This is a genomic window from Christiangramia marina, assembly GCF_048285865.1.
Lineage (GTDB): Bacteria > Bacteroidota > Bacteroidia > Flavobacteriales > Flavobacteriaceae > Christiangramia > Christiangramia marina.
On the sequence record NZ_JBLVTK010000002.1, the window covers coordinates 814,779 to 836,024 of the forward strand.

28 protein-coding genes are annotated in these 21,246 nt (G+C 38.4%); 4 read left to right on the top strand and 24 right to left on the bottom strand.

The window, feature by feature from the left end; genetic code table 11:
• Nucleotides 1-107 precede the first annotated feature (107 nt).
• Nucleotides 108-533 (top strand): hypothetical protein, encoded by a 426-nt coding sequence (locus ACNKXS_RS10280; protein ID WP_417920772.1) that lies wholly within the window; start codon nt 108-110, stop codon nt 531-533.
• 103 nt (nt 534-636) lie between these two features.
• Nucleotides 637-1,269 (top strand): MarC family protein, encoded by a 633-nt coding sequence (locus ACNKXS_RS10285; protein ID WP_417920773.1) that lies wholly within the window; start codon nt 637-639, stop codon nt 1,267-1,269.
• Here the strand turns inward: ACNKXS_RS10285 and ACNKXS_RS10290 are convergent, their stop codons facing one another.
• Nucleotides 1,270-1,473: a hypothetical protein gene (locus tag ACNKXS_RS10290; RefSeq protein ID WP_295182145.1), complete on the bottom strand. Its 204-nt coding sequence runs from the start codon at nt 1,471-1,473 to the stop codon at nt 1,270-1,272.
• Nucleotides 1,474-1,543: 70 nt separating this feature from the next.
• On the opposite strand from ACNKXS_RS10290, the gene ACNKXS_RS10295 reads away from it, so the two are divergent.
• Entirely contained in the window at nt 1,544-2,986 is a 1,443-nt protein-coding gene (locus ACNKXS_RS10295; protein WP_417920774.1) for an SDR family oxidoreductase, read from the top strand.
• A gap of 21 nt (nt 2,987-3,007) precedes the next feature.
• Entirely contained in the window at nt 3,008-4,486 is a 1,479-nt protein-coding gene (locus ACNKXS_RS10300; protein WP_417920775.1) for a BCCT family transporter, read from the top strand.
• A gap of 6 nt (nt 4,487-4,492) precedes the next feature.
• On the opposite strand, the gene ctlX is transcribed toward ACNKXS_RS10300, so the two are convergent.
• The 23 genes from ctlX to rplE form a co-directional block, all read right to left on the bottom strand.
• A complete protein-coding gene (gene ctlX, locus ACNKXS_RS10305) occupies nt 4,493-5,416 on the bottom strand; it encodes a citrulline utilization hydrolase CtlX (protein ID WP_417920776.1) in 924 nt (307 codons plus the stop codon).
• Nucleotides 5,417-5,425: 9 nt separating this feature from the next.
• A complete protein-coding gene (locus ACNKXS_RS10310) occupies nt 5,426-6,337 on the bottom strand; it encodes a dimethylarginine dimethylaminohydrolase family protein (RefSeq protein ID WP_417920777.1) in 912 nt (303 codons plus the stop codon).
• A gap of 84 nt (nt 6,338-6,421) precedes the next feature.
• Entirely contained in the window at nt 6,422-7,705 is a 1,284-nt protein-coding gene (locus tag ACNKXS_RS10315; protein WP_295182158.1) for a citrate synthase, read from the bottom strand.
• A 232-nt stretch (nt 7,706-7,937) separates the two neighbouring features.
• Nucleotides 7,938-9,497 (bottom strand): glycogen synthase, encoded by a 1,560-nt coding sequence (locus ACNKXS_RS10320; RefSeq protein WP_417920778.1) that lies wholly within the window; start codon nt 9,495-9,497, stop codon nt 7,938-7,940.
• Between the two features lie 144 nt (nt 9,498-9,641).
• A complete protein-coding gene (gene eno, locus ACNKXS_RS10325; RefSeq protein WP_141876852.1) occupies nt 9,642-10,931 on the bottom strand; it encodes a phosphopyruvate hydratase in 1,290 nt (429 codons plus the stop codon).
• A gap of 194 nt (nt 10,932-11,125) precedes the next feature.
• Nucleotides 11,126-11,662, bottom strand: a complete 537-nt coding sequence (locus ACNKXS_RS10330) for a hypothetical protein (RefSeq protein ID WP_417920779.1) — start codon at nt 11,660-11,662, stop codon at nt 11,126-11,128.
• Between the two features lie 104 nt (nt 11,663-11,766).
• Nucleotides 11,767-12,882 (bottom strand): glutamine-hydrolyzing carbamoyl-phosphate synthase small subunit, encoded by a 1,116-nt coding sequence (carA, locus tag ACNKXS_RS10335; RefSeq protein WP_417920780.1) that lies wholly within the window; start codon nt 12,880-12,882, stop codon nt 11,767-11,769.
• A 110-nt stretch (nt 12,883-12,992) separates the two neighbouring features.
• The gene (gene rplQ, locus ACNKXS_RS10340; protein WP_298525462.1) at nt 12,993-13,529 is read right to left on the bottom strand and encodes a 50S ribosomal protein L17; all 537 of its coding nucleotides are present in this window, start codon (nt 13,527-13,529) and stop codon (nt 12,993-12,995) included.
• Between the two features lie 98 nt (nt 13,530-13,627).
• Nucleotides 13,628-14,620, bottom strand: a complete 993-nt coding sequence (locus ACNKXS_RS10345) for a DNA-directed RNA polymerase subunit alpha (protein WP_298248036.1) — start codon at nt 14,618-14,620, stop codon at nt 13,628-13,630.
• Nucleotides 14,621-14,645: 25 nt separating this feature from the next.
• Nucleotides 14,646-15,251 (bottom strand): 30S ribosomal protein S4, encoded by a 606-nt coding sequence (gene rpsD, locus ACNKXS_RS10350; protein WP_026915167.1) that lies wholly within the window; start codon nt 15,249-15,251, stop codon nt 14,646-14,648.
• Nucleotides 15,252-15,334: 83 nt separating this feature from the next.
• Nucleotides 15,335-15,739: a 30S ribosomal protein S11 gene (rpsK, locus tag ACNKXS_RS10355; protein WP_141876848.1), complete on the bottom strand. Its 405-nt coding sequence runs from the start codon at nt 15,737-15,739 to the stop codon at nt 15,335-15,337.
• Between the two features lie 8 nt (nt 15,740-15,747).
• On the bottom strand, nt 15,748-16,122 hold the full coding sequence (gene rpsM, locus ACNKXS_RS10360; protein ID WP_141876847.1) for a 30S ribosomal protein S13: 375 nt from the start codon (nt 16,120-16,122) through the stop codon (nt 15,748-15,750).
• A 2-nt stretch (nt 16,123-16,124) separates the two neighbouring features.
• Nucleotides 16,125-16,241, bottom strand: coding sequence for a type B 50S ribosomal protein L36 (gene ykgO / locus ACNKXS_RS10365; protein WP_010519235.1), 117 nt, complete (start codon nt 16,239-16,241; stop codon nt 16,125-16,127).
• Between the two features lie 115 nt (nt 16,242-16,356).
• Nucleotides 16,357-16,572 (bottom strand): translation initiation factor IF-1, encoded by a 216-nt coding sequence (gene infA, locus ACNKXS_RS10370; RefSeq protein WP_011710675.1) that lies wholly within the window; start codon nt 16,570-16,572, stop codon nt 16,357-16,359.
• Between the two features lie 2 nt (nt 16,573-16,574).
• Nucleotides 16,575-17,912, bottom strand: coding sequence for a preprotein translocase subunit SecY (gene secY, locus ACNKXS_RS10375; protein ID WP_026915164.1), 1,338 nt, complete (start codon nt 17,910-17,912; stop codon nt 16,575-16,577).
• A gap of 11 nt (nt 17,913-17,923) precedes the next feature.
• Nucleotides 17,924-18,376, bottom strand: a complete 453-nt coding sequence (rplO, locus tag ACNKXS_RS10380) for a 50S ribosomal protein L15 (RefSeq protein ID WP_141876846.1) — start codon at nt 18,374-18,376, stop codon at nt 17,924-17,926.
• Nucleotides 18,377-18,385: 9 nt separating this feature from the next.
• On the bottom strand, nt 18,386-18,568 hold the full coding sequence (gene rpmD / locus ACNKXS_RS10385; protein WP_026915162.1) for a 50S ribosomal protein L30: 183 nt from the start codon (nt 18,566-18,568) through the stop codon (nt 18,386-18,388).
• A gap of 14 nt (nt 18,569-18,582) precedes the next feature.
• Complete coding sequence (gene rpsE / locus ACNKXS_RS10390; protein WP_011710679.1) at nt 18,583-19,107, bottom strand: 30S ribosomal protein S5; 525 nt, start codon at nt 19,105-19,107, stop codon at nt 18,583-18,585.
• 5 nt (nt 19,108-19,112) lie between these two features.
• Entirely contained in the window at nt 19,113-19,469 is a 357-nt protein-coding gene (rplR, locus tag ACNKXS_RS10395) for a 50S ribosomal protein L18 (RefSeq protein WP_141876845.1), read from the bottom strand.
• Nucleotides 19,470-19,480: 11 nt separating this feature from the next.
• Nucleotides 19,481-20,023: a 50S ribosomal protein L6 gene (rplF, locus tag ACNKXS_RS10400; RefSeq protein ID WP_298248034.1), complete on the bottom strand. Its 543-nt coding sequence runs from the start codon at nt 20,021-20,023 to the stop codon at nt 19,481-19,483.
• Between the two features lie 19 nt (nt 20,024-20,042).
• On the bottom strand, nt 20,043-20,441 hold the full coding sequence (gene rpsH, locus ACNKXS_RS10405; protein WP_141876843.1) for a 30S ribosomal protein S8: 399 nt from the start codon (nt 20,439-20,441) through the stop codon (nt 20,043-20,045).
• 56 nt (nt 20,442-20,497) lie between these two features.
• Entirely contained in the window at nt 20,498-20,767 is a 270-nt protein-coding gene (gene rpsN / locus ACNKXS_RS10410) for a 30S ribosomal protein S14 (protein ID WP_011710683.1), read from the bottom strand.
• Nucleotides 20,768-20,769: 2 nt separating this feature from the next.
• On the bottom strand, nt 20,770-21,246 hold a 477-nt coding region (rplE, locus tag ACNKXS_RS10415; protein ID WP_417920781.1), incomplete at its 5' end, for a 50S ribosomal protein L5.

Genomic DNA, 21,246 nt, shown 5'->3' on the forward strand with positions numbered 1-21,246 from the left:
ACGCTTTTATGCCTGTTTTGTATTCTATTAAGTGCGCAAAGATAAAAAGAATTGAAGTTCCGGTCGCCAGCCTTTTAGCGCAAATCCTTATATTTAGGAAAAAAGAAATGCTAATTAATATCTCTTACAATCGTCCTGCGATCTCAGAAAAGATTAGTGCTGAAGTAGGAAAACCATTTACGCTAATGGAACGGGTCAAACTTCGTGGCTCAGGATCTCCAAAATTACAGATAACTTCCTCCAGTATAGAAATCTACAACCTGCTCATTTTAGATAATAATGCCAATGTTTGCAATGCTGAAATGAGAGGCAACGGGATTATCGTAATGTTTAGATCACTACTTGAAACTTACGCTCTCGTGATTCCTTATTACAAATTAAATCTATATAAAGGAAAAGCTGAAGAATATAGTATTTACAGGGATCATCATTTCATCAAGGTCAAGGCAGACAAGCCCGGTATTCATAAGTTCTTCCAGAAAATTATTAATTACAAGACCGACAATGCTCCTACGCAGATCGATGACTTATAAATGTGTAATTTCAAGCGAATTTCGAAACAATTCCTTAACCTAAAATTGATTTCAACTTTCCGCGGTAAATCGTTTATCGATGCACATTTGCGGAAAAAAATCAATGGAACTATTCATTTATGTTTTCGCTGCTTTGTTCTCTGTGATCAATCCCCTGGGCACTGTCCCTATTTTCGTTGGACTTACCAAAGAGGACACTAAATCTGAGCGGTCTCGTACTTCCCTCCTTACAGCGATCAATATTTTCGTGATCCTGCTTATAAGTTTTTTTACTGGCAGATATATCCTCAATTTCTTCGGAATAAGCCTCGATTCTTTAAGAATTGCTGGAGGCTTAATTATTACTACTTCTGGTTTTGCCTTGCTAACTGGCTCTTTTGCTAAGCATAAAGGTATGGATAAGCCGAAGGTTCAGGAAGACGCTTTTCAGCGTGATGGCGTATCGCTCACTCCACTGGCCATTCCTATGCTGGCTGGCCCTGGATCCATATCTTTTTTGATTGGACTATACGAGGAATATGCGACCTGGAATGAGAAACTAATTGCGGTAGGAGCAATTTTTAGTGTTTGTTTAGCTACGCTGCTAGTTCTTAGAAGCTCCTATTATATAGTGTCCATACTTGGTGCATCTGGGATTAATGCTATTTCCAGAATCATAGGTTTTATTGTGATCGCCATTGGAATTGAATATATAAGTTCCTCTGTGATCAATATTTTCCGAACAATAAGTCTGTAATTAACGCTTGCCAAATGCTAAACCTCCTACCAGAGCGAGCACTCCAAATGCGATCATTGCATAAGATTGTGTGTTATCACCATGAGCTTCTACCTGAAGGGGTCCAGCATCGATGGAAAATTCAGGAGTCAGAATATCATACAACCCATAGCCAATAAGCCCTATCCCAATGATGAGCAGAACAAATTTGAGTACGTTATTCATTTAATAAAGTTTTACTAATCTCAGGTGAAAGTAGCAATTTAATTTATAATTTGAAGATCAAATTTCTCAAATGCGCATACTACTTACCGGTGCTAACGGTTATATTGGCATGAGGCTTCTGCCTCAATTACTTGAACAAGGCCATGATGTAGTTTGTGCAGTTCGAAATAAACATAGATTCACTTCTAATGAGGAACTCCGGGAAAAGGTAGAGATCGTAGAGATCGATTATCTTGAAGACTCAAAAGCGCCGGAAGCTATTAAGAATATTGATGCCGCCTATTATCTCATCCATTCGATGACCGGCTCTACTGATGATTTTGACAAACAGGAAGCTCAAGCCGCTACGAACTTCAATACGATGATGGCTGAAACTTCCGTAGAACAAGTGATCTACCTCAGTGGAATTATCAATGAGGAAGAACTATCCAAACATTTAAAGTCACGAAAGGCCGTTGAGGAAATCCTATATAAAGGAGAATTTAATGTCACGGTTCTTCGTGCTGCGATCATCGTAGGTAGTGGGAGTTCGTCCTTCGAGATCATACGCGATCTTTGTGAAAAGTTACCTGTAATGGTAACTCCAAAATGGGTAGACACGCGTATACAACCAATTGCTATTAGGAATGTGATACAGTATCTTATTCGGGTTATTGGCTGCGAGGACTGCTATAACGAATCTTATGACATAGGAGGTCCCGATATTCTCACCTATAAGGAAATGATGTTACAATATGCAGAGGTCAGAAAATTAAAGCTCTGGATTTTTCGTGTTCCCATCATGTCTCCAAAACTAAGTTCGTACTGGCTTTATTTTGTGACCTCAACATCCTATAAACTTGCGCAGAACCTGGTAGATAGCATGTCTGTAGAAGTGATCACAAAAGACACACGTTTACAGGAACTTTTAAACGTTGACCTTATTCCGTATAAAGAAGCTATTAGAATGGCCTTCTATAAGATCGAGCAGAATGAAGTCATCTCTAGCTGGAAAGACAGCATGAGTAGTGGTCGTTTTCGCAGGGAGCTGAATAAATACATACAAATACCCAAATACGGGTGTATGCTGGATAAGAAATCCAAGGAAATAGGCGATACTGAAGAAGTACTTGAAAGAGTATGGGCAATTGGTGGACTAACCGGATGGTATTATGGAAACTGGCTCTGGAAGATTAGAGGATATCTGGATAAACTTGTAGGTGGTGTTGGACTTCGCAGAGGCCGTACACATGCTACAAAACTTCATGCAGGTGATTCTCTAGATTTCTGGAGAGTTTTACTTGCCGATAAAGAAGAAAAAAGACTTTTGTTATTTGCAGAAATGAAAGTTCCCGGGGAAGCCTGGCTGGAATTTAAGATCGATGAAAACAATGTGCTTCATCAAAATGCCACTTTTAGACCGAAAGGACTTTTAGGTCGTGCTTACTGGTATGCGATGTACCCGTTTCATTTCTTCATATTTGAAGGGATGATCAACAAAATCGCCTATGGCCCCTCCGGCAAAAAATCTTAAAGGCGGCTCTGTTTGCGTTCCATGAAAGAATTGCTTAGAAATAAAGTACTCACCTTCTCTGGTTCGATTTTATTATCAGGATCGGTTTTCATCTTTCTATTTACAGACAGATTTTATGAAGCTATAGAAAATGGATCTTTATGGGTTCGCGAATACTTCGGAACGTTCTACTTATGGCTTGGATTAGGCTGCGTTCTGTTCCTCCTTATAATCGCTATTTCAAAAATCGGAAGGATAAGATTAGGAAAATCTCCACCGGAGTATGACAGGTTATCCTGGATAGCAATGCTTTACAGTGCCGGAATGGGAGCAGGCATTTTATTAAGAGCTGTTCAGGAACCGGTATTCATGTTCATGAACCCACCGATAGCAACAGGTTCTGCTCCAGAAATCATCTCTCTGGAATACACATTTTATCAATGGGGTTTTACTGCCTGGGCCTTCTATGGATTATTTGCATTGATCATTGCTTACAGCTTATTTGTAGAAAAACAGGATATACGACTAAGTTCCAGTTTCAAAGTATTTCATAGTAATCGCTGGGGAAAATCTATTGATATTCTCACGATTCTAACCACCGTGATCGGTTTAGTCGCCGCAATTGGACTTGGAACTTCGCAAATCGAAGGAGGAATAAGTCATTTACAATCAAAAGATCCCGGGGACCTATTAACGAACTTATTTCTCGTTCTTATCATATGCGTGCTGGCATTCTTCTCGGCATGGGCCGGTGTAAATAAGGGTATAAAAAGGATCTCCAACTGGAATATTTATATCACTATTTCATTGCTATTATTTGTTTTCGTACTGGGAAACATCCCTGAAATTATCTCAAATTTCCTGAATTCATTATATCACTATGTCTTCGATTTTATCCCGCTGAGTCTCGCCGGAGGAAATCTCGATCCGGGAAAGCAATTTCTTACCGATTGGACATATTATTACTGGGCATTTTGGTTGGCGTGGGCGCCTTTCACGGGCGTATTTATAGCGAGAATTTCGAAAGGCAGAAGCATTAGAGAGTTGATCTTTGGAGTTCTATTGATTCCTTCCCTGGGAAGTTTCTTTTGGTTTAGCATATTTGGAACTTCCGCATTTGAATTCATTGAAGATGCTGGTACTTACAGTAACGAATTTAGTAATGTCTTTACTTCAGTTTTTATCTTTTTCGAAAATTATCCTCTACCTGCCGTATCCAGTTTAGTCGTAATATTACTATTGATTAGTTTCCTGGTTACTTCAGTAGACTCGGCCATCTTTGTACTCAGTATGTTTACAGATAAAGGAAATACCGAACCAAAAAAGAAATACCGCCTGGTATGGGCGGTATTGATATTTATATTTTGTGAGGCAATTATTGTACTCGGTCATACGAAACCAGATTCCAACGTACTCACGGCAATGCAAAAATTTTTGATCATCAGTTCCCTTCCATTTGCCATATTTAGCGTAATTATAGTTTTTCTCTTCAGCAAAAAACTTCTACAAAAGAGAAATTAGCAAGAATCAGGCTTTAGGTAGAAAAACCTCAGCCATCATGCAACGAGCACTTCCGCCTCCGCAGGTTTCGATCGTCTCGATCTCAGAACTTAAGATCTTACAGTACTTTTCTATAGTTTTCACCTGTTCCACATTAAGACTTCTGTGCGCCCGGGCACTCATCACTAAAAACTTTTCTTCAGCACCCTGGACCTGCAACATGTTACCAGCAAATTCGTGCATTTGTTCCTCACTAATGGATATAATTTCTTTACTATCCATTTTAAGATGTTTCACAACATTCTTGCGTTCTTTCTTGTCATCTATGGTATCAAGACATATAACCGCAAATTCTTCAGCGAGACACATCATTACGTTGGTATGATATATTGGAAGTCGCTTATCCTTAACACTTTGATAGGCATTGAAAATAACCGGTGTAAATTCGAAATCCTCACAAAACTCAATGACCAGATCTTCATCTGCACGAGGTGAAATTGCACAATATGCTTTTTGATTTACCCGATCCAGGATCAAACTTCCCGTTCCTTCAAGGAAAATATCATCTTCTTCCGCAGAAGTATAATCTACGATATTATTGATCTTAAGACCAGCTTCTTCCAGTTTGGAGAAATATTCCAGTCGTCTTTCCTTACGCCTGTTTTCAGCAAACATTGGATACAAAGCTATCTCTCCATCGCTGTGGAATGACACCCAATTGTTTGGAAAAATAGAATCTGGAGTATCTTCTTCTTTGATATCATCTACCACGATCACCTTTACTCCTACGTCTCTCAATTTGTTCACGAACGTGTCGAACTCTTCAGTTGCAAGGCTATTCACATTGGATTTATCTAATTTCTTCTGAAAATAGTTGTTGACCGCAGTCTGTTCATTCATTCTGAAATTTACCGGTCTAACCATTAAAATAGTATCTGTAATCTGTTTCATAGCTATCTGTTAATCGCGGATTAATGGTAAGGTTGAACAGCGAAGCAATCCTTCCTGTTTCGATATTTCAGCATAAGGCACTTCCTCTACGGTAATTCCCTGCTCTCTCAACCACGAATTAAGTCGTGTAAATCCTTTTTCTGAAATTACCACATCTTCAGAAATGGAAAAGATATTGGAATTCATATGGTACATTTCATCACGGGTGATCTCATAAATGTTTTCTTTTCCGAAGAAATCAACAAGCCAGTTATACTCGTCTTCTATCAAAAATCCACCTTTGTAAATAATTGCCTTGTTCTTACCTACAGGCTGGAAGCAACAATCCAGGTGCAAAGCATTATCCTTAGCAATATGATTGCTTTTTTTAAGACTAAAGCTAATCACCTTTTTATCAGGAAATTCCCTTATTAAGGCGTCTACAGCCTGTTGGTTTGTTCTGGCTGTGATAAAGTTCCGGTAATCTTCTCCTTTATAGGTCCCAACAAATATATGATCTCCCATAGGCATCACATCCCCTCCTTCAATATGAGCTTCCTCGGGCAAGGTAATGATCTTTGCAGGGTCGAACTGTCTCATTACATGCTCTATGGCCTCGATCTCCTGATCTCTGTCGGGCAATATATTTGATTTAATAAATTTATCATCGATCACGAAAGCGATATCCCGTGTAAATATCTGGTTATAATCTTCTATGATTTTAGGTCTGAAAACCTGAACATCATACTTCTCCAACACCGCGGCTACAGCTTCCATTTCTGCCACCATATCTTCTTCAGTTGGATAGGTTCCAGCTTTAATATGTTCCTGAGACTTGGGATCGTATGCTTCTTCAAGAGTTGGAATAGGTCCAATACTTTTGGCGGTTCCCAGCACTACGGAGCGTAATCTGGATGTTTCACTTGATATATGCAATTTCATTGCTAGGGTTTTGACAAATATAAAAAAGCTTCATACGATGATGAAGCTTTTTTGTGGTATTCGTAAAATATGATAAACAGAAAATTATCTGCTTCCAAGTGGTTTAAAATCTCTAAGATTCTCTCCAATATAGATCTGGCGAGGTCTTCCAATTGGCTCTTTTCTAAGTCTCATTTCTCTCCATTGTGCGATCCATCCTGGAAGTCTACCTAAAGCAAACATTACGGTGAACATTTCCACTGGGATTCCCAATGCTCTGTAAATAATTCCTGAATAGAAATCTACGTTTGGATATAATTTTCTCTCTACGAAGTAATCGTCCTCAAGAGCTTCTTTCTCCAGTCCTTTTGCGATATCCAGGACAGGATCCTGCACACCTAATTGCCCTAATACTTCATCTGCAGATTTCTTGATGATCTTAGCTCGTGGATCGAAGTTCTTGTAGACTCTGTGTCCAAATCCCATCAAACGGAATGGATCTTCCTTATCTTTCGCCTTTTGCATAAACTTATGCGTATCACCACCATCTTCCTTGATCTTTTCAAGCATTTCGATTACAGCCTGATTAGCTCCACCGTGTAATGGACCCCATAAAGCTGAAATACCTGCTGAAATAGATGCGAAAAGACCAGCATGTGATGAACCTACCATTCTTACCGTAGAAGTAGAACAGTTCTGCTCATGATCTGCATGAAGAATTAATAGTTTATCTAGAGCTTCAATCACCGCTTTATCTGCACTGTACGATTTATTTGGTTTCTCGAACATCATCTTATGCAGATTCTCTACATAACCCAGATCTTCATCTCCATAATTTAGCGGAAGACTGTTTTTCTTTCTCAATGTCCATGCAGCAAGAACCGGGAATTTCCCAAGAATCTTTACAATTGCTTTGTACATATCTTCTTCTGAAGAAACATCTACAGAAGATGGATTGAATGCGATAAGAGCACTGGTTAATGATGAAAGAACACCCATAGGATGAGCAGATTTAGGAAAACCGTCAAGGATCTTCTTCATTTCTTCATCAACATGAGACTGCTCTTTAATATCCTTAGTGAATTTATCAAGTTGTGACTTGTCTGGAAGCTCGCCAAAAATCAAAAGGTAAGCTACTTCAAGAAAATCAGCTTTTTCAGCAAGATCTTCAATTGCGTAACCTCTATATCTAAGAACTCCTTTCTCACCATCCAGGAAGGTGATCGCACTTTCACAGCTACCAGTGTTCTTAAATCCTGGGTCCAATGTGATAAGTCCGGCTTCTCCACGAAGCGTCTTGATATCTATACCAATTTCATCTTCAGTTCCCACAGTAACGGGAAATTCATATTTCTTTCCGTCAAATTCGAAAGTTGCTGTTTTAGACATATTATATATTGTTCTTTAGATTAATTTTTAAGGATTGCTAATTTACGAATTTTAGTGTTAAAATTATTTTAAGCCGACTAACGAAATTTCAGAAATACCCCTATTTTCTTCCGTTTTCGTGAATTTTAACTAAGTCTGATGATTAAGTCTGGCCTGATTTAATAATTCCGAAAATAATATGGAAAAAATATGCCGGCAAGTATCCGGTTATTAGATTAGAAGCAGGAGAAAATCAGTCTACCGAATCCACTTTAGCTTTATACAAAAACTCGTAATATGCATCTACAGATTTATCCCAGGTGAAGCGCTGTTTTTTAGCATTCTGTTTAATTGTCTTCCATGCATTTTTATTCTGAAAGAAAAGATCAACCGCATAAGAGAACTGCTTTAAAAAGTCGGCCGTCTTTTCCGCGGTAGTTTCACCATCAAAACTAAAACCGGTTACACCATGAATAACCGTGTCTTTTAAACCTCCGGTATTATGAACCAAACAGGGTTGACCATTTCTCATAGCCAGCATCTGACTAATTCCACAAGGCTCGAACTGACTTGGCATCAGATAAAGATCAGATTCCTGATAAAGCATATCAATAACACTTTCAGACTGGGCGTTGATGAAGATCAAATTCTTGTATTGATAGCTAGCTTCTCTAAATATTGTTTCGTATTCCGGCGCACCTGTACCTAACAAAAGATATATGCCATTTACTTCTTCAAGTTTTTTCATTAAAGCTGGTAAAAGGTCTGGATTCTCCCTGAAGAAAAAGAACTTCTGCTCCGTTAAACGTGCTACGCTGCTACAGATAAAATCCGGCTGCTTTTGCTGCCAGCGTGTAAGTTTTTCACCTGTATGCGCTAAGTAATGTGATTTATAATCCTTGTTCTCTTCCTGTAACCATCGAAAAAGTCGACGGATGCATTGTCTAAATAGTATTCCTTTTTCTACGGAATTTATATCAGTATAATTCGCACCATTGAGAATTCCAAAAAGTCGGTTTTCCTGATTTGCCTTCTTAAGGTCATCTTCCAGACCTTCTCCACCAATAAAGTGAGGTGGATCACTCGGTTTCTGTATATCCTCCATATAAGATGGTGAAACTGTATGAACAGCATCAGCAAGCCTGATTCCAACAGCCATAAGGTTTATACAATCTGGATATCTTCTATCAATCAAAACTTCATGATCATAAGGAACATCTGGAAAAAATGCATCTACCGAGGAATAATTATTACTGAAAGGTCTTATCCCCTGTATTGCCAGGTTGTGAATCGAATACACAAAACGAATGCTTTGCAGAAGTTTATACTCAGGATCGAATTCTCGCAAGAATAATAACATGCTGGTGTGCCAGTCGTGTAAATGAACAAAATTGATCTCTCCGAAGACACCATCTTTTATGGTAGCTGCAACTGCAGAACAAAAGAGAGAAAATATGTTAGCGTCTGTGAAAAATGGCTGGTCAGCATCATTAAAGTAAATATGCGCAATATCACCTGCTTTTATATCGTGATGGTGAAATACGAAATGCCGTATACCTTCAATTACTTTTTTCCCCTGAACTTCATAAAGCTCACCGGTATGAGGCACCCCTCTAAAAGTAAATTTAATTTCAGAAATACGATTGCTATCCTGAAGATGGATCCTGGAGTAAGATGGAGTAATCACAATTGCTTCGTCGCCTCTCGCAGCGATCTGCCTTGGAACATCCCTTACAACATCGCCCATTCCCCCAGCTTTACAACGTGGAATTGCATCATTTTCCGCAGCGACAAATAAGAATTTAGATTTCAATAGTATGGTTGGTTATTTAATTGAAAATAAGGATTCTATTGAATACCGAAGTATTCTTTTAATTAAATGATTGTTAATATACTATTTACTTCACAAAAAAAGCCCCTTCAAACTGAAGAGGCTTTAGAAATATATATGTTTTGCTTATTTTATCTTAAAAGCTTTGTCCTGTGGATAATATGCAACCTCTCCTAATTCTTCTTCAATTCTAAGTAGTTGATTGTATTTAGCCATTCTATCACTTCTTGATGCAGACCCTGTTTTAATTTGTCCCGTATTCAGCGCAACTGCAAGATCTGCAATTGTATTATCTTCTGTTTCTCCTGAACGGTGTGACATTACTGATGTATACCCAGCATTGTGAGCCATGTTGACAGCAGCGATAGTTTCAGTTAAAGTACCAATCTGGTTTACTTTGATAAGTATCGAGTTGGCGATATTTTCTTTAATTCCTCTTCCAAGACGTTCCACATTTGTCACAAACAGGTCATCTCCAACTAACTGAACTTTATCTCCGATCTTGTCGGTAACGGCTTTCCAACCTTCCCAGTCATTTTCGTCCATACCATCTTCAATAGAAATAATTGGGTATTTAGAAGCTAATTCTGCCAGGTATTCTGCCTGCTCTTCACTAGTTCTAATTTTACCTTTATCACCTTCAAATTTGGTATAATCATACTTACCATCAACGAAAAATTCAGCAGCAGCACAATCCAGTGCAATCATTACTTCCTTACCTGGTTCGTATCCAGCCTGCTTTATAGCTTTTAAAATCGTGTCAAGTGCATCTTCAGTTCCATCAAGAGTGGGAGCAAAACCACCTTCATCACCTACTGCGGTACTCAACCCACGATCATGAAGTACTTTTTTCAAATTATGGAAGATCTCTGTACCAGTCTTTAAAGCATGAGAAAAACTTTCAGCCATTACCGGCATGATCATAAATTCCTGAAATGCGATAGGAGCGTCACTATGTGAACCTCCGTTAATAATATTCATCATAGGTACAGGTAGCGTGTTAGCACTAACTCCACCAATGTATCTATACAACGGCATGTTAAGTTCATTCGCAGCTGCTTTAGCGACAGCAAGAGAAACACCTAAAATGGCATTCGCACCTAACTTTGATTTGTTCGGAGTACCATCAAGATCTCTCATCGTTTGATCGATAAGATTTTGTTCAAATACAGAAAAACCAAGAAGCTTTTGAGCTATCTCCCCATTTACATTCTCGATCGCTTTAGACACTCCTTTACCCATAAAGTCATCTCCTCCATCACGAAGTTCAACAGCCTCATGCTCTCCGGTGGATGCTCCAGATGGAACTGCAGCTCTACCCATTATTCCATTTTCTGTATAAACATCTACTTCTACGGTTGGATTTCCTCTAGAATCAAAAATTTGACGTGCATGTATATCTAAAATTGCGCTCATGTTCTGTATTTTAATTTTTATTTGAATTACAGGCAAGATACGAATACAAGGATTAAATTCCGACTGAGAGAGCTAGTTTTAAAGCATTTATAACAGGAAATTTACTAAAACGTTTTCGAAGTTGCACCAGTTAGGAAAGCGAAAATTTCGGTATGATGCCAGGATTAGGATTGATTTGTGAGGTATTATAAACATTAGCTTTTATCTTTTCCCAGCTTAAATCCTAGTTGAATATCGATAAGGGGAGAAACATAGCCATCACCATTATCGTTAAAACCATATCCAATCCCCAAATTTAGGTTTAGTTTGAAATTGCTACCATATACTCGTTGTAATCCCCAGGCTGGACCTACAAATCCTGACAGATCATTTCGCAATTCCATATCGCCAATGATTGGCTCACCACTGGATAACAATAGTATTCCGGCTACATAATTCCCGCTATTCTCAGAAACTTTCTTTCCTTTATCGATTCTTTTATCAAAATTATAGTACCAGCGGTATTGCGCTCTTAGATTGGGATAAACGCCGAATTCACTTTCATCTGTAAAGTCTGAATAATGATAGCCGAAACCCAAACCGAGGATAGCATCAAGACTCGTATTTTCACCTAGGGCAAGCTCATATTCTGCTGAAGGCATTAAAAAATTTATGGAGAACTGATTTTCTGTGGATTGGGAATTAGCTGAAATTCCTGTTAGTAATAGGAAAATAACGATGATTTTTTTCATGATGTAGATTTGCAATCAAATCTAGACCATTCAAGTTAGCAAACAAATTTATTCTACCTGTAAGAGTAACAAAAAAAAGCCGGAGTTTGAACTCCGGCTTTTTACTATGCTGACTGCTTTTTCTTGATTCGATCTATAAATTCATCAAAAAGATAACTAGCGTCATGTGGTCCTGGACCAGCTTCCGGGTGATATTGCACAGAAAACACATTCTTTGATTTCATAGCTAATCCACCTAGCGTTTGATCGTTTAGGCATACATGGGTTACTTCTACATCGGAGTGAGCTTCAGTTTGAGCTTTATCGACAGAGAAGCCGTGATTTTGAGAAGTGATCTCGCCTTTACCTGTAATCAGGTTCTTTACCGGGTGATTGATTCCGCGGTGACCATGGTGCATCTTATAAGTTTCAATACCATTAGCAAGTGCAATGATCTGGTGACCAAGGCAAATTCCGAATAAAGGATGATCGTTTTCTATGATCTGTTTCGTTACACTTATTGCGTTTTCAAGTGGCTGAGGATCTCCGGGACCATTGGACAGGAAATAACCGTCCGGGTTCCATGACTTCATATCTTCGTAACTGGCATCAAAAGGAAAAACTTTAATGTAAGCTCCACGTTGAGCAAGGTGACGTAGAATGTTGGTTTTAATGCCAACGTCCAAAGCTGCTATCTTTAAATCTGAATTTTGATCTCCATAATAGTAAGCTTCTTTTGTGGAAACTTTGGAAGCAAGTTCAAGACCGTTCATATCAGGAACCTTTTTAAGCTTATTCTGAAGAGATTCAATATTCTCAACATCTGTAGATATAATAGCGTTCATGGCGCCATTCTCACGAATATAAGTAACCAGCGCACGGGTATCTACATCAGATATTGCAAAGATCTTATTGGCATTTAAAAATTCCTGTAGTGTTTGATCAGCTGAAGGTCTGGTTTGAACGTAGCTGAAATTTTTACAAATTAAACCTGCAATTTTAGCTCCGTTGGATTCATTCTCATCCTTGCTCGTACCATAATTCCCTATATGAGCATTAGTGGTCACCATAAGCTGCCCATAATAAGAAGGATCTGTAAAGATCTCCTGGTACCCGGTCATACCTGTATTGAAGCATACTTCACCTGAAGCCTCTCCTTCCGCATTACCTACGGCTTTTCCGTAGAAGATCGTTCCATCTTCCAGTAAAATGATCGCTTTTCTTTTAGCCTGATATTTCATAGTTATGTTGTTGTGGCAATAAAATTAAACAATTATCGTATGGATATAAAAAAAGGATAAACTCTGAAAGCTTATCCTTTTTAAAAATTAGAAGTTGAAAAGATTCATTTCTATTCGTCTTTTTTATCTTCTTTATTATCAGTCTTAGGCTCTTCAGCTTTAGACTCTTCCTTTTTAGTTTCAGCCTTCGCTTCTTCAGGTTGAGCTGTAGTTTCTTCAGCCTTCTTCTTACCTGCTCTACGAGTAGACTTTTTCTTTTTAGGTTTATCTCCGCTTACATTGTAAGTCTCATTGAAATCAACCAATTCCACAAGTGCCATTTCAGCAGCATCTCCAAGACGACTACCAAGTTTAATAACTCTTGTATAACCACCTGGACGATCACCTACTTTAGGAGCAACTTCGCGAAAAAGTTCGCTAACTGCTTCTTTACTTCTTAACTTACTAAAAACGATACGTCTGTTGTGAGTAGTATCATCTTTAGACTTAGTTACTAGAGGCTCAACAAAAACTTTTAAAGCTTTAGCTTTTGCAACTGTAGTGTTGATGCGCTTGTGTTCAATTAGGGAACATGCCATATTCGCAAGCATAGCTTTACGATGAGCTGTTTTTCTACCTAAATGATTTGTTTTTTTTCCGTGTCTCATGACTTTTTATCTTTTGCCATCTTGCTTCTACCCTTTATGGGGAGCAAAATATGACAGATTTTAATTATAAAAGAAAGGCGAGAGATCCCGCCTTTATATTAGTCTTTATCGAGTTTATATTTTGAAAGATCCATTCCAAAGTTCAAACCTTTGTTACTTACAAGTTCTTCCAATTCAGTTAGAGATTTCTTTCCGAAATTTCTAAACTTCATAAGGTCATTCTTATTGTAAGAAACAAGATCTCCTAAAGTATCAACTTCAGCAGCTTTCAGACAGTTCAAAGCTCTAACAGACAGGTCAAGGTCGACAAGTTTAGTTTTGAGCAGTTGTCTCATATGAAGACTTTCTTCATCATAAGTTTCAGTCTGTGCGATCTCATCAGCCTCTAAAGTGATTCTCTCATCAGAGAACAACATAAAGTGGTGTATAAGAGTTTTTGCAGCTTCAGTTAAAGCATCTTTAGGGTGGATAGAACCATCACTAATGATTTCGAATACCAGCTTCTCATAGTCAGTCTTCTGCTCCACACGGTAATTCTCGATACTATATTTTACATTCTTTATAGGAGTATAAATAGAATCTACGAATATGGTACCTAGTGGTGCATTGGCCTTCTTGTTTTCTTCTGCCGGAACGTAACCTCTACCTTTTTCAATAGTTACTTCCATGTTCAGGCTTACTTTCTTATCCATATGACAGATCACCTGATCTGGATTTAGGATTTGAAAACCTGAGATAAATTTCTGGAAGTGACCGGCAGTTAATTGCTCTTCTCCGGAAACTGAAATTGTTACTGATTCGTTATCGATCTCATCGATCTGTCTTTTGAATCTAACTTGTTTTAGGTTCAAAATGATCTCAGTTACATCTTCCACTACACCTGCGATGGTAGAGAATTCATGATCTACACCTTCAATTCTTACTGAAGTGATCGCGAAACCTTCCAAAGAAGATAAAAGCACTCGTCTTAAAGCGTTACCAACAGTCAATCCATATCCAGGTTCCAAAGGGCGAAATTCAAATTTCCCTTCGAAATCTGTAGAATCAATCATTATAACTTTATCGGGCTTCTGAAAATTTAGTATTGCCATATTTCGACTTCTGTATGATGAATTATTATTTCGAATATAATTCGACTATAAATTGCTCGTTGATGTTTTCAGGAATTTGAACTCTTCCCGGAACAGATACGAAAGTACCTTCTTTCTTTTCAGAATTCCATGAAAGCCATTCGTAAACATTACTGCTATTAGATAATGACTCCTGAATCACACCAAGTGATTTAGATTTTTCTCTTACCCCAACAACATCACCAGCCTTTAGGTGGTAAGAAGGAATATTTACAAGTTCTCCGTTTACAGTGATATGACGGTGACCTACTAACTGGCGCGCAGCTCTTCTTGAAGGCGCTACACCCATACGGTACACTACATTATCTAAACGAGACTCACAAAGTTGAAGAAGAACCTCACCAGTAATACCCTGTGCTCTGGTTGCTTTTTCAAACATATTACGGAATTGACGCTCAAGAATACCGTACGTATACTTAGCTTTTTGCTTTTCCATCAACTGGATTGCATATTCCGATTTCTTTCCTCTACGACGGTTATTACCGTGCTGTCCTGGAGGATAATTTCTTTTTTCGAAAGATTTGTCGTCACCAAAAATAGCTTCACCGAATTTACGGGCTATTTTAGTTTTTGGACCTGTATATCTTGCCATTACTTAAGTTGTTTTGAGAAGGGATTATGAATTAAGGCATAAGTCCTTCGATAATCTTAATCCTTCTCTATGATTAAATTTTATTAAACTCTACGTCTCTTAGGTGGACGACATCCATTGTGTGGAAGTGGAGTGATGTCGATAATTTCAGTAACCTCGATACCACTATTGTGTACTGCTCTAATAGCAGACTCTCTACCATTTCCAGGACCTTTAACATATACCTTTACTTTACGCATTCCAGCCTCATGTGCTACTTTGGAAGCATCTTCAGCAGCTAATTGCGCAGCGTAAGGTGTATTTTTCTTAGATCCTCTAAAGCCCATCTTACCAGCAGATGACCACGAAACAACATCACCCTTTTTGTTGGTAAGGGAAATTATAATGTTGTTGAAAGAAGCAGTAACGTGAGCTTCACCGTTGGATTCAACGATTACTTTACGTTTCTTCTGAGTCTTACCGGCCTTTTGATTTGTCTTCTTTGCCATACTAATTACTATTTAGTCGCTTTTTTCTTGTTAGCAACTGTTTTTCTTCTACCTTTTCTGGTTCTCGAGTTATTCTTAGTACGCTGTCCTCTTAAAGGTAAACCAGCTCTGTGACGAATTCCTCTGTAACATCCAATGTCCATAAGACGCTTGATGCTCATCTGAACTTCAGTACGCAACTCACCTTCGATTGTAAACTGACCAACGGCTTCACGAATTTTACCGATTTCATCATCGTCCCATTCAGAAACTTTCTTACTCTCGTCTACTTTAGCTTGTGCAAGTATCTCTTGAGCCCTGCTTCTACCAATTCCGAAGATATAGGTCAACGCTATAACTCCTCGCTTTTGTTTAGGTATATCTACCCCTGCAATTCTTGCCATAATTAGCCTTGTCTTTGTTTAAATCTAGGATTCTTTTTGTTAATAACGTAAAGGCGCCCTTTTCTGCGAACAATCTTGCAGTCGGCACTTCTCTTTTTTATTGATGCTCTAACTTTCATCTTATCTCTTTTTAATTCACTTACAAGGAATTATCCTTTTTGTGAAATTTTAGCCGTCATAAATTTTTCAGAGTGCAAAAGTATAAAAAATTTATAAAAGGCTGAAAATTACTTTTTAGTATCTGTAAGTTATTCGAGCCTTAGTTAAATCGTAAGGACTCATTTCCAGTTTCACCTTATCTCCAGGAAGTAATTTAATGTAATGCATACGCATCTTTCCAGAGATATGTGCAGTCACTACGTGACCATTTTCTAATTCCACTCGAAACATCGCATTAGACAATGCTTCAATAATGGTTCCGTCTTGTTCAATCGCTGCCTGCTTTGCCATAATTAAGCTACTGCTTTTCTGTTTTTACCTGTTTTCATTAATCCGTCATAGTGTCTATTCAGTAGATAAGAATTTACCTGCTGCATAGTATCTATTGCAACTCCAACCATAATCAGAAGTGAAGTACCTCCGAAGAACAACGCCCAACTTTGCTGTACACCCAACAAAGAGAAAACTATTGCAGGGAACACCGCAATAAGAGCCAGGAAAATAGATCCAGGAAGCGTAATTTGAGACATGATCCTATCTAAGTATTCAGCAGTTTCAGTTCCTGGACGAATCCCTGGAATAAAACCACCACTTCTTTTAAGATCATCTGCCATTTTATTTGTTGGCACCGTGATCGCTGTATAAAAATATGTAAAAACAATAATCAATAGAGCGAATACAAGGTTATACCAGAAACCAAAGATGTTCTGGAATGCTGCTGTTACACCCTGAGCAGTATCTGAGTCTGATAGACCCGCAAGAGCTACAGGAATGAACATGATCGCCTGAGCGAAAATGATTGGCATTACACCAGATGCATTTAATTTCAAAGGTATATACTGTCTAGAACCAAAAACGTTCTTTTCATATCCACCAGAAGCAGATCTTCTTGCATACTGTACAGGTATTTGACGTACTGCCATTACCAGCATTACAGATGCCATGATGATAGCAAACCAGATCACAAGTTCGATAAGGATCATTACCATACCACCGTTGGATTCAAATACTCTGGAAGCAAATTCCTGAATGAATGCCTGTGGAAGAGTAGCAATAATACCCACCATAATTAACAATGAAATACCATTACCAATCCCTTTATCTGTGATCTTCTCACCTAACCACATTGCAAAAATTGTACCTGTGGTAAGTATTATTACTGAAGAGATAACAAAAGTTAAGTTATCTCCAAGCAAGAATGCTTCTCCAGGAAGGGTTGCAAACAGGTTATAAATATAACCAGGCCCCTGCACCAATGTAATTGCGATGGTTAACCATCGGGTGATTTGATTGATCTTTTTACGTCCACTTTCACCTTCTTTCTGAAGCTTTTGCAAGTAAGGAATAGCAATCCCCATTAATTGCACCACAATAGAAGCAGAGATATAAGGCATAATACCTAAAGCAAATACTGAAGCATTTGAGAACGCTCCACCCGTAAATGCGTTAAGTAGACCTAATAGTCCACTATCTGTCTGGTTAGCCAGGCTTGAAAGCTGAGCGGCATCAATTCCGGGAAGCACTACCTGCGCCCCGAAACGATATACCAAAAGCAAACCGAGGGTTACTAAAATTCTGTTTTTTAGTTCCTCGATTTTCCAAATATTTTGAATCGTATTGATGAATTTCATTTGATTATCTATTATAAAGTAACAACTTCACCTCCGGCAGCTTCGATAGCTTCTTTCGCTGAGGCCGTAAATTTATGAACAGATATTTTCAACTTTGCCTTTAATTCACCTCTACCTAATATCTTAACAAGCTCGTTTCTTCCGGCAAGACCGTTTTCTGCAAGCACGTCCATATCAACTGTATCCTTAATTCTTCCTTCATCAACAAGAGATTGAAGAGTATCCAGGTTAATTCCCTGGTAAACCTTACGATTTCTGTTTGTGAATCCAAACTTAGGTACACGTCTTTGAAGTGGCATCTGCCCTCCTTCAAATCCGATCTTTTTCGAATAACCAGAACGAGACTTGGCTCCTTTGTGACCTCTGGTAGAGGTTCCACCTTTACCAGATCCTTCACCACGACCAATACGCTTGCTATTCTTTCTAACTGAACCTTCTGCAGGTTTTAAGTTACTTAAATCCATGAGAGATTATTATTTTGTTTCTTCTACAGAAACTAAGTGTTTAACTTTATTTACCATACCAAGGATGTTTGGCGTATCGTCATGTTCAACCGTCTGCCCGATTTTCTTAAGTCCTAAAGACTCAAGAACAAGCTTTTGATTTTTTGTGCGATTAATAGCACTTTTCCTTTTAGTGACTTTTATCTTTCCCATCTTATTCCTTGATTTTAACCTTTAAATACTTTTTCTAAAGAAACACCTCTCTGTTTTGCAACAGTTTCAGCACTTCTTAATTGAAGTAAAGCATCGAAGGTAGCTTTAACTACGTTGTGTGGGTTCGAAGATCCCTGATTCTTAGAAAGTACATCATGCACACCTACAGACTCAAGTACCGCACGAATCGCTCCACCAGCAATAATACCGGTACCAGCAGCAGCTGGAAGTAGCATAACTCTTGCTCCGCCATACTTACCTTTTTGTTCGTGAGGTAATGTTCCTTTATGTAAAGGTATGCGTACCAGATTTTTCTTAGCGTCTTCTACAGCCTTAGAGATAGCATCTGCCACTTCCTTAGATTTTCCAAGTCCCTGACCTACTACACCATTTTCATCTCCAACTACTACTATAGCTGAGAATCCAAAGGCTCTACCACCTTTTGTAACTTTAGTAACACGTTGTACTCCAACCAAACGGTCCTTCAATTCAAGACCTCCTGGTTTTACATGTTCTACGTTTTTATAATCTTGATACATATTTTCTAGAATTTAAGTCCTCCTTCGCGAGCACCTTCTGCTAATGATTTAACTCTACCGTGATATAGATATCCACCTCTATCGAAGGAGATTGTATCGATACCAGCACTTTTCGCTTTCTCAGCAATGGCTTTTCCAACCATTTGAGCCTGCTCTTTTCTATCTGCAGAAGCAGACACGATATCTTTATCTCTTGAAGATGCTGAAGCTAAAGTTTTACCTTCAACGTCATCGATAATCTGAGCATAAATCTCTTTATTGCTTCTGAATACAGATAATCTAGGACGGCTTGTTGTTCCAACGATATCCCTACGGATACGTTTTCTAATTTTATTTCTTCTATCTTGTTTTGACACTGCCATAACTATCTTTATTATGCTGATTTACCTGCTTTTCTTCTCAATTGCTCACCAACAAATTTGATACCTTTCCCTTTGTAAGGTTCAGGTTTTCTCATTGATCGGATCTTCGCAGCTACCTGTCCAACAAGTTGCTTGTCATGTGAAGTAAGTTTAACGACAGGGTTCTTACCTTTTTCTGAGATCGTCTCCACTTTAACTTCGGGAGCCAAATCTAGTATAATATTGTGAGAATAACCAACAGCCAAATCAAGCTTGTTACCCTGGTTGCTAGCTCTATAACCAACACCTACAAGTTCAAGTGATTTAGTGAATCCATTAGATACACCTTCAATCATATTATTAACCAAAGCACGATAAAGACCGTGTTTTGCTTTCTGATCACTTTTATCAGAAGTACGCTCAAAAGTAATTACATTATCTTCGATTTTAACATCGATATCCTGTACCTGCTGCTTAAGCTCTCCTAACTTTCCTTTTACCGTTACAAGACCATCTTTGTGCTCTACTGTCACACCTTCTGGAATTGTAATTGGATTTTTACCTATTCTTGACATTTCTTTAGTCTTTTAAGTATTAGTAAACGTAGCACAGTACTTCACCGCCAACTTTGTCGGCTTTAGCCTGTTTTCCAGTCATTACTCCGTGAGAAGTTGAAACAATCGCGATACCAAGACCATTCAGGATTCTTGGAATCTCTGTTGATCCGGCATACTTACGTAAACCAGGTTTACTTATTCGTTGAATCTTCTTAATTACTGGCTCTTTAGTAATCTTATCATACTTAAGCGCGATCTTGATCACTCCCTGAGCGGTAGTGTCTTCGAATTTGTAACTTAGAATATATCCCTGATCGAATAATATCTTAGTGATCTCTTTTTTAACATTGGAAGCAGGAATTTCCACAACTCTGTGGTTTGCAGCATTTGCATTCCTGATTCTTGTTAAGTAATCTGCAATAGGATCTGTATTCATTTAAATTTATTTGCGGATGTGGTTTTCCTTATTGAACCTTCATCCAGTTTATAATATTACCAGCTTGCCTTTTTAACACCTGGTATAAGACCTTGGTTAGCCATCTCTCTGAACATTACTCGAGAAAGACCAAATTGTCTCATATACCCTTTTGGTCTTCCAGTTAGTTTACATCTGTTATGCAAACGAACCGGAGAAGAATTCTTTGGTAGTTTCTGTAAGCCTTCGTAATCACCTGCTTCTTTAAGAGCAGCGCGTTTCTCAGCATACTTCTTTACCAATTTCTGTCTTTTCACCTCACGGGCTTTCATTGATTCTTTAGCCATAATTAGTTCTTTTTAAAAGGTAATCCTAGTTCGGTTAACAATGCTTTTGCTTCCTTATCGGTTTCCGCGGAAGTAACAAAAGTGATATCCATTCCAGCGATTCTATTCACAGCATCGATATCGATCTCAGGAAAGATGATTTGCTCAGTGATTCCAAGGTTGTAATTTCCTCTACCATCAAATCCATTAGATTTGATACCATTAAAATCACGAACACGTGGCAATGCACTTGTAATCAATCTATCCAGGAACTCATACATTCTATATCCACGTAAAGTAACTTTAGCGCCAATTGGCATTCCTTTACGTAATTTGAATGATGCAACATCCTTCTTAGAGATCGTAGCAACAGCCTTCTGTCCACTAATTGCAGAAAGTTCGTCGATTGCATGGTCGATAAGTTTCTTATCTGCCACTGCTCCACCAACTCCACGGCTGATTACTATCTTCTCCAGTTTTGGCACCTCCATAATATTGGA

What these genes read in the sequence shown, in the direction of transcription:
- ACNKXS_RS10280 (WP_417920772.1), top strand. Translation starts at nt 108, where the DNA reads ATGCTAATTAATATCTCTTACAATCGTCCTGCGATCTCAGAAAAGATT.
- ACNKXS_RS10285 (WP_417920773.1), top strand. Translation starts at nt 637, where the DNA reads ATGGAACTATTCATTTATGTTTTCGCTGCTTTGTTCTCTGTGATCAAT.
- ACNKXS_RS10290 (WP_295182145.1), bottom strand. Translation starts at nt 1,473, where the DNA reads ATGAATAACGTACTCAAATTTGTTCTGCTCATCATTGGGATAGGGCTT.
- ACNKXS_RS10295 (WP_417920774.1), top strand. Translation starts at nt 1,544, where the DNA reads ATGCGCATACTACTTACCGGTGCTAACGGTTATATTGGCATGAGGCTT.
- ACNKXS_RS10300 (WP_417920775.1), top strand. Translation starts at nt 3,008, where the DNA reads ATGAAAGAATTGCTTAGAAATAAAGTACTCACCTTCTCTGGTTCGATT.
- ctlX (WP_417920776.1), bottom strand. Translation starts at nt 5,416, where the DNA reads ATGAAACAGATTACAGATACTATTTTAATGGTTAGACCGGTAAATTTC.
- ACNKXS_RS10310 (WP_417920777.1), bottom strand. Translation starts at nt 6,337, where the DNA reads ATGAAATTGCATATATCAAGTGAAACATCCAGATTACGCTCCGTAGTG.
- ACNKXS_RS10315 (WP_295182158.1), bottom strand. Translation starts at nt 7,705, where the DNA reads ATGTCTAAAACAGCAACTTTCGAATTTGACGGAAAGAAATATGAATTT.
- eno (WP_141876852.1), bottom strand. Translation starts at nt 10,931, where the DNA reads ATGAGCGCAATTTTAGATATACATGCACGTCAAATTTTTGATTCTAGA.
- ACNKXS_RS10330 (WP_417920779.1), bottom strand. Translation starts at nt 11,662, where the DNA reads ATGAAAAAAATCATCGTTATTTTCCTATTACTAACAGGAATTTCAGCT.
- carA (WP_417920780.1), bottom strand. Translation starts at nt 12,882, where the DNA reads ATGAAATATCAGGCTAAAAGAAAAGCGATCATTTTACTGGAAGATGGA.
- rplQ (WP_298525462.1), bottom strand. Translation starts at nt 13,529, where the DNA reads ATGAGACACGGAAAAAAAACAAATCATTTAGGTAGAAAAACAGCTCAT.
- ACNKXS_RS10345 (WP_298248036.1), bottom strand. Translation starts at nt 14,620, where the DNA reads ATGGCAATACTAAATTTTCAGAAGCCCGATAAAGTTATAATGATTGAT.
- rpsD (WP_026915167.1), bottom strand. Translation starts at nt 15,251, where the DNA reads ATGGCAAGATATACAGGTCCAAAAACTAAAATAGCCCGTAAATTCGGT.
- rpsK (WP_141876848.1), bottom strand. Translation starts at nt 15,739, where the DNA reads ATGGCAAAGAAGACAAATCAAAAGGCCGGTAAGACTCAGAAGAAACGT.
- rpsM (WP_141876847.1), bottom strand. Translation starts at nt 16,122, where the DNA reads ATGGCAAGAATTGCAGGGGTAGATATACCTAAACAAAAGCGAGGAGTT.
- ykgO (WP_010519235.1), bottom strand. Translation starts at nt 16,241, where the DNA reads ATGAAAGTTAGAGCATCAATAAAAAAGAGAAGTGCCGACTGCAAGATT.
- infA (WP_011710675.1), bottom strand. Translation starts at nt 16,572, where the DNA reads ATGGCAAAGCAGGCAGCGATTGAACAAGACGGAACCATTATTGAAGCA.
- secY (WP_026915164.1), bottom strand. Translation starts at nt 17,912, where the DNA reads ATGAAATTCATCAATACGATTCAAAATATTTGGAAAATCGAGGAACTA.
- rplO (WP_141876846.1), bottom strand. Translation starts at nt 18,376, where the DNA reads ATGGATTTAAGTAACTTAAAACCTGCAGAAGGTTCAGTTAGAAAGAAT.
- rpmD (WP_026915162.1), bottom strand. Translation starts at nt 18,568, where the DNA reads ATGGGAAAGATAAAAGTCACTAAAAGGAAAAGTGCTATTAATCGCACA.
- rpsE (WP_011710679.1), bottom strand. Translation starts at nt 19,107, where the DNA reads ATGTATCAAGATTATAAAAACGTAGAACATGTAAAACCAGGAGGTCTT.
- rplR (WP_141876845.1), bottom strand. Translation starts at nt 19,469, where the DNA reads ATGGCAGTGTCAAAACAAGATAGAAGAAATAAAATTAGAAAACGTATC.
- rplF (WP_298248034.1), bottom strand. Translation starts at nt 20,023, where the DNA reads ATGTCAAGAATAGGTAAAAATCCAATTACAATTCCAGAAGGTGTGACA.
- rpsH (WP_141876843.1), bottom strand. Translation starts at nt 20,441, where the DNA reads ATGAATACAGATCCTATTGCAGATTACTTAACAAGAATCAGGAATGCA.
- rpsN (WP_011710683.1), bottom strand. Translation starts at nt 20,767, where the DNA reads ATGGCTAAAGAATCAATGAAAGCCCGTGAGGTGAAAAGACAGAAATTG.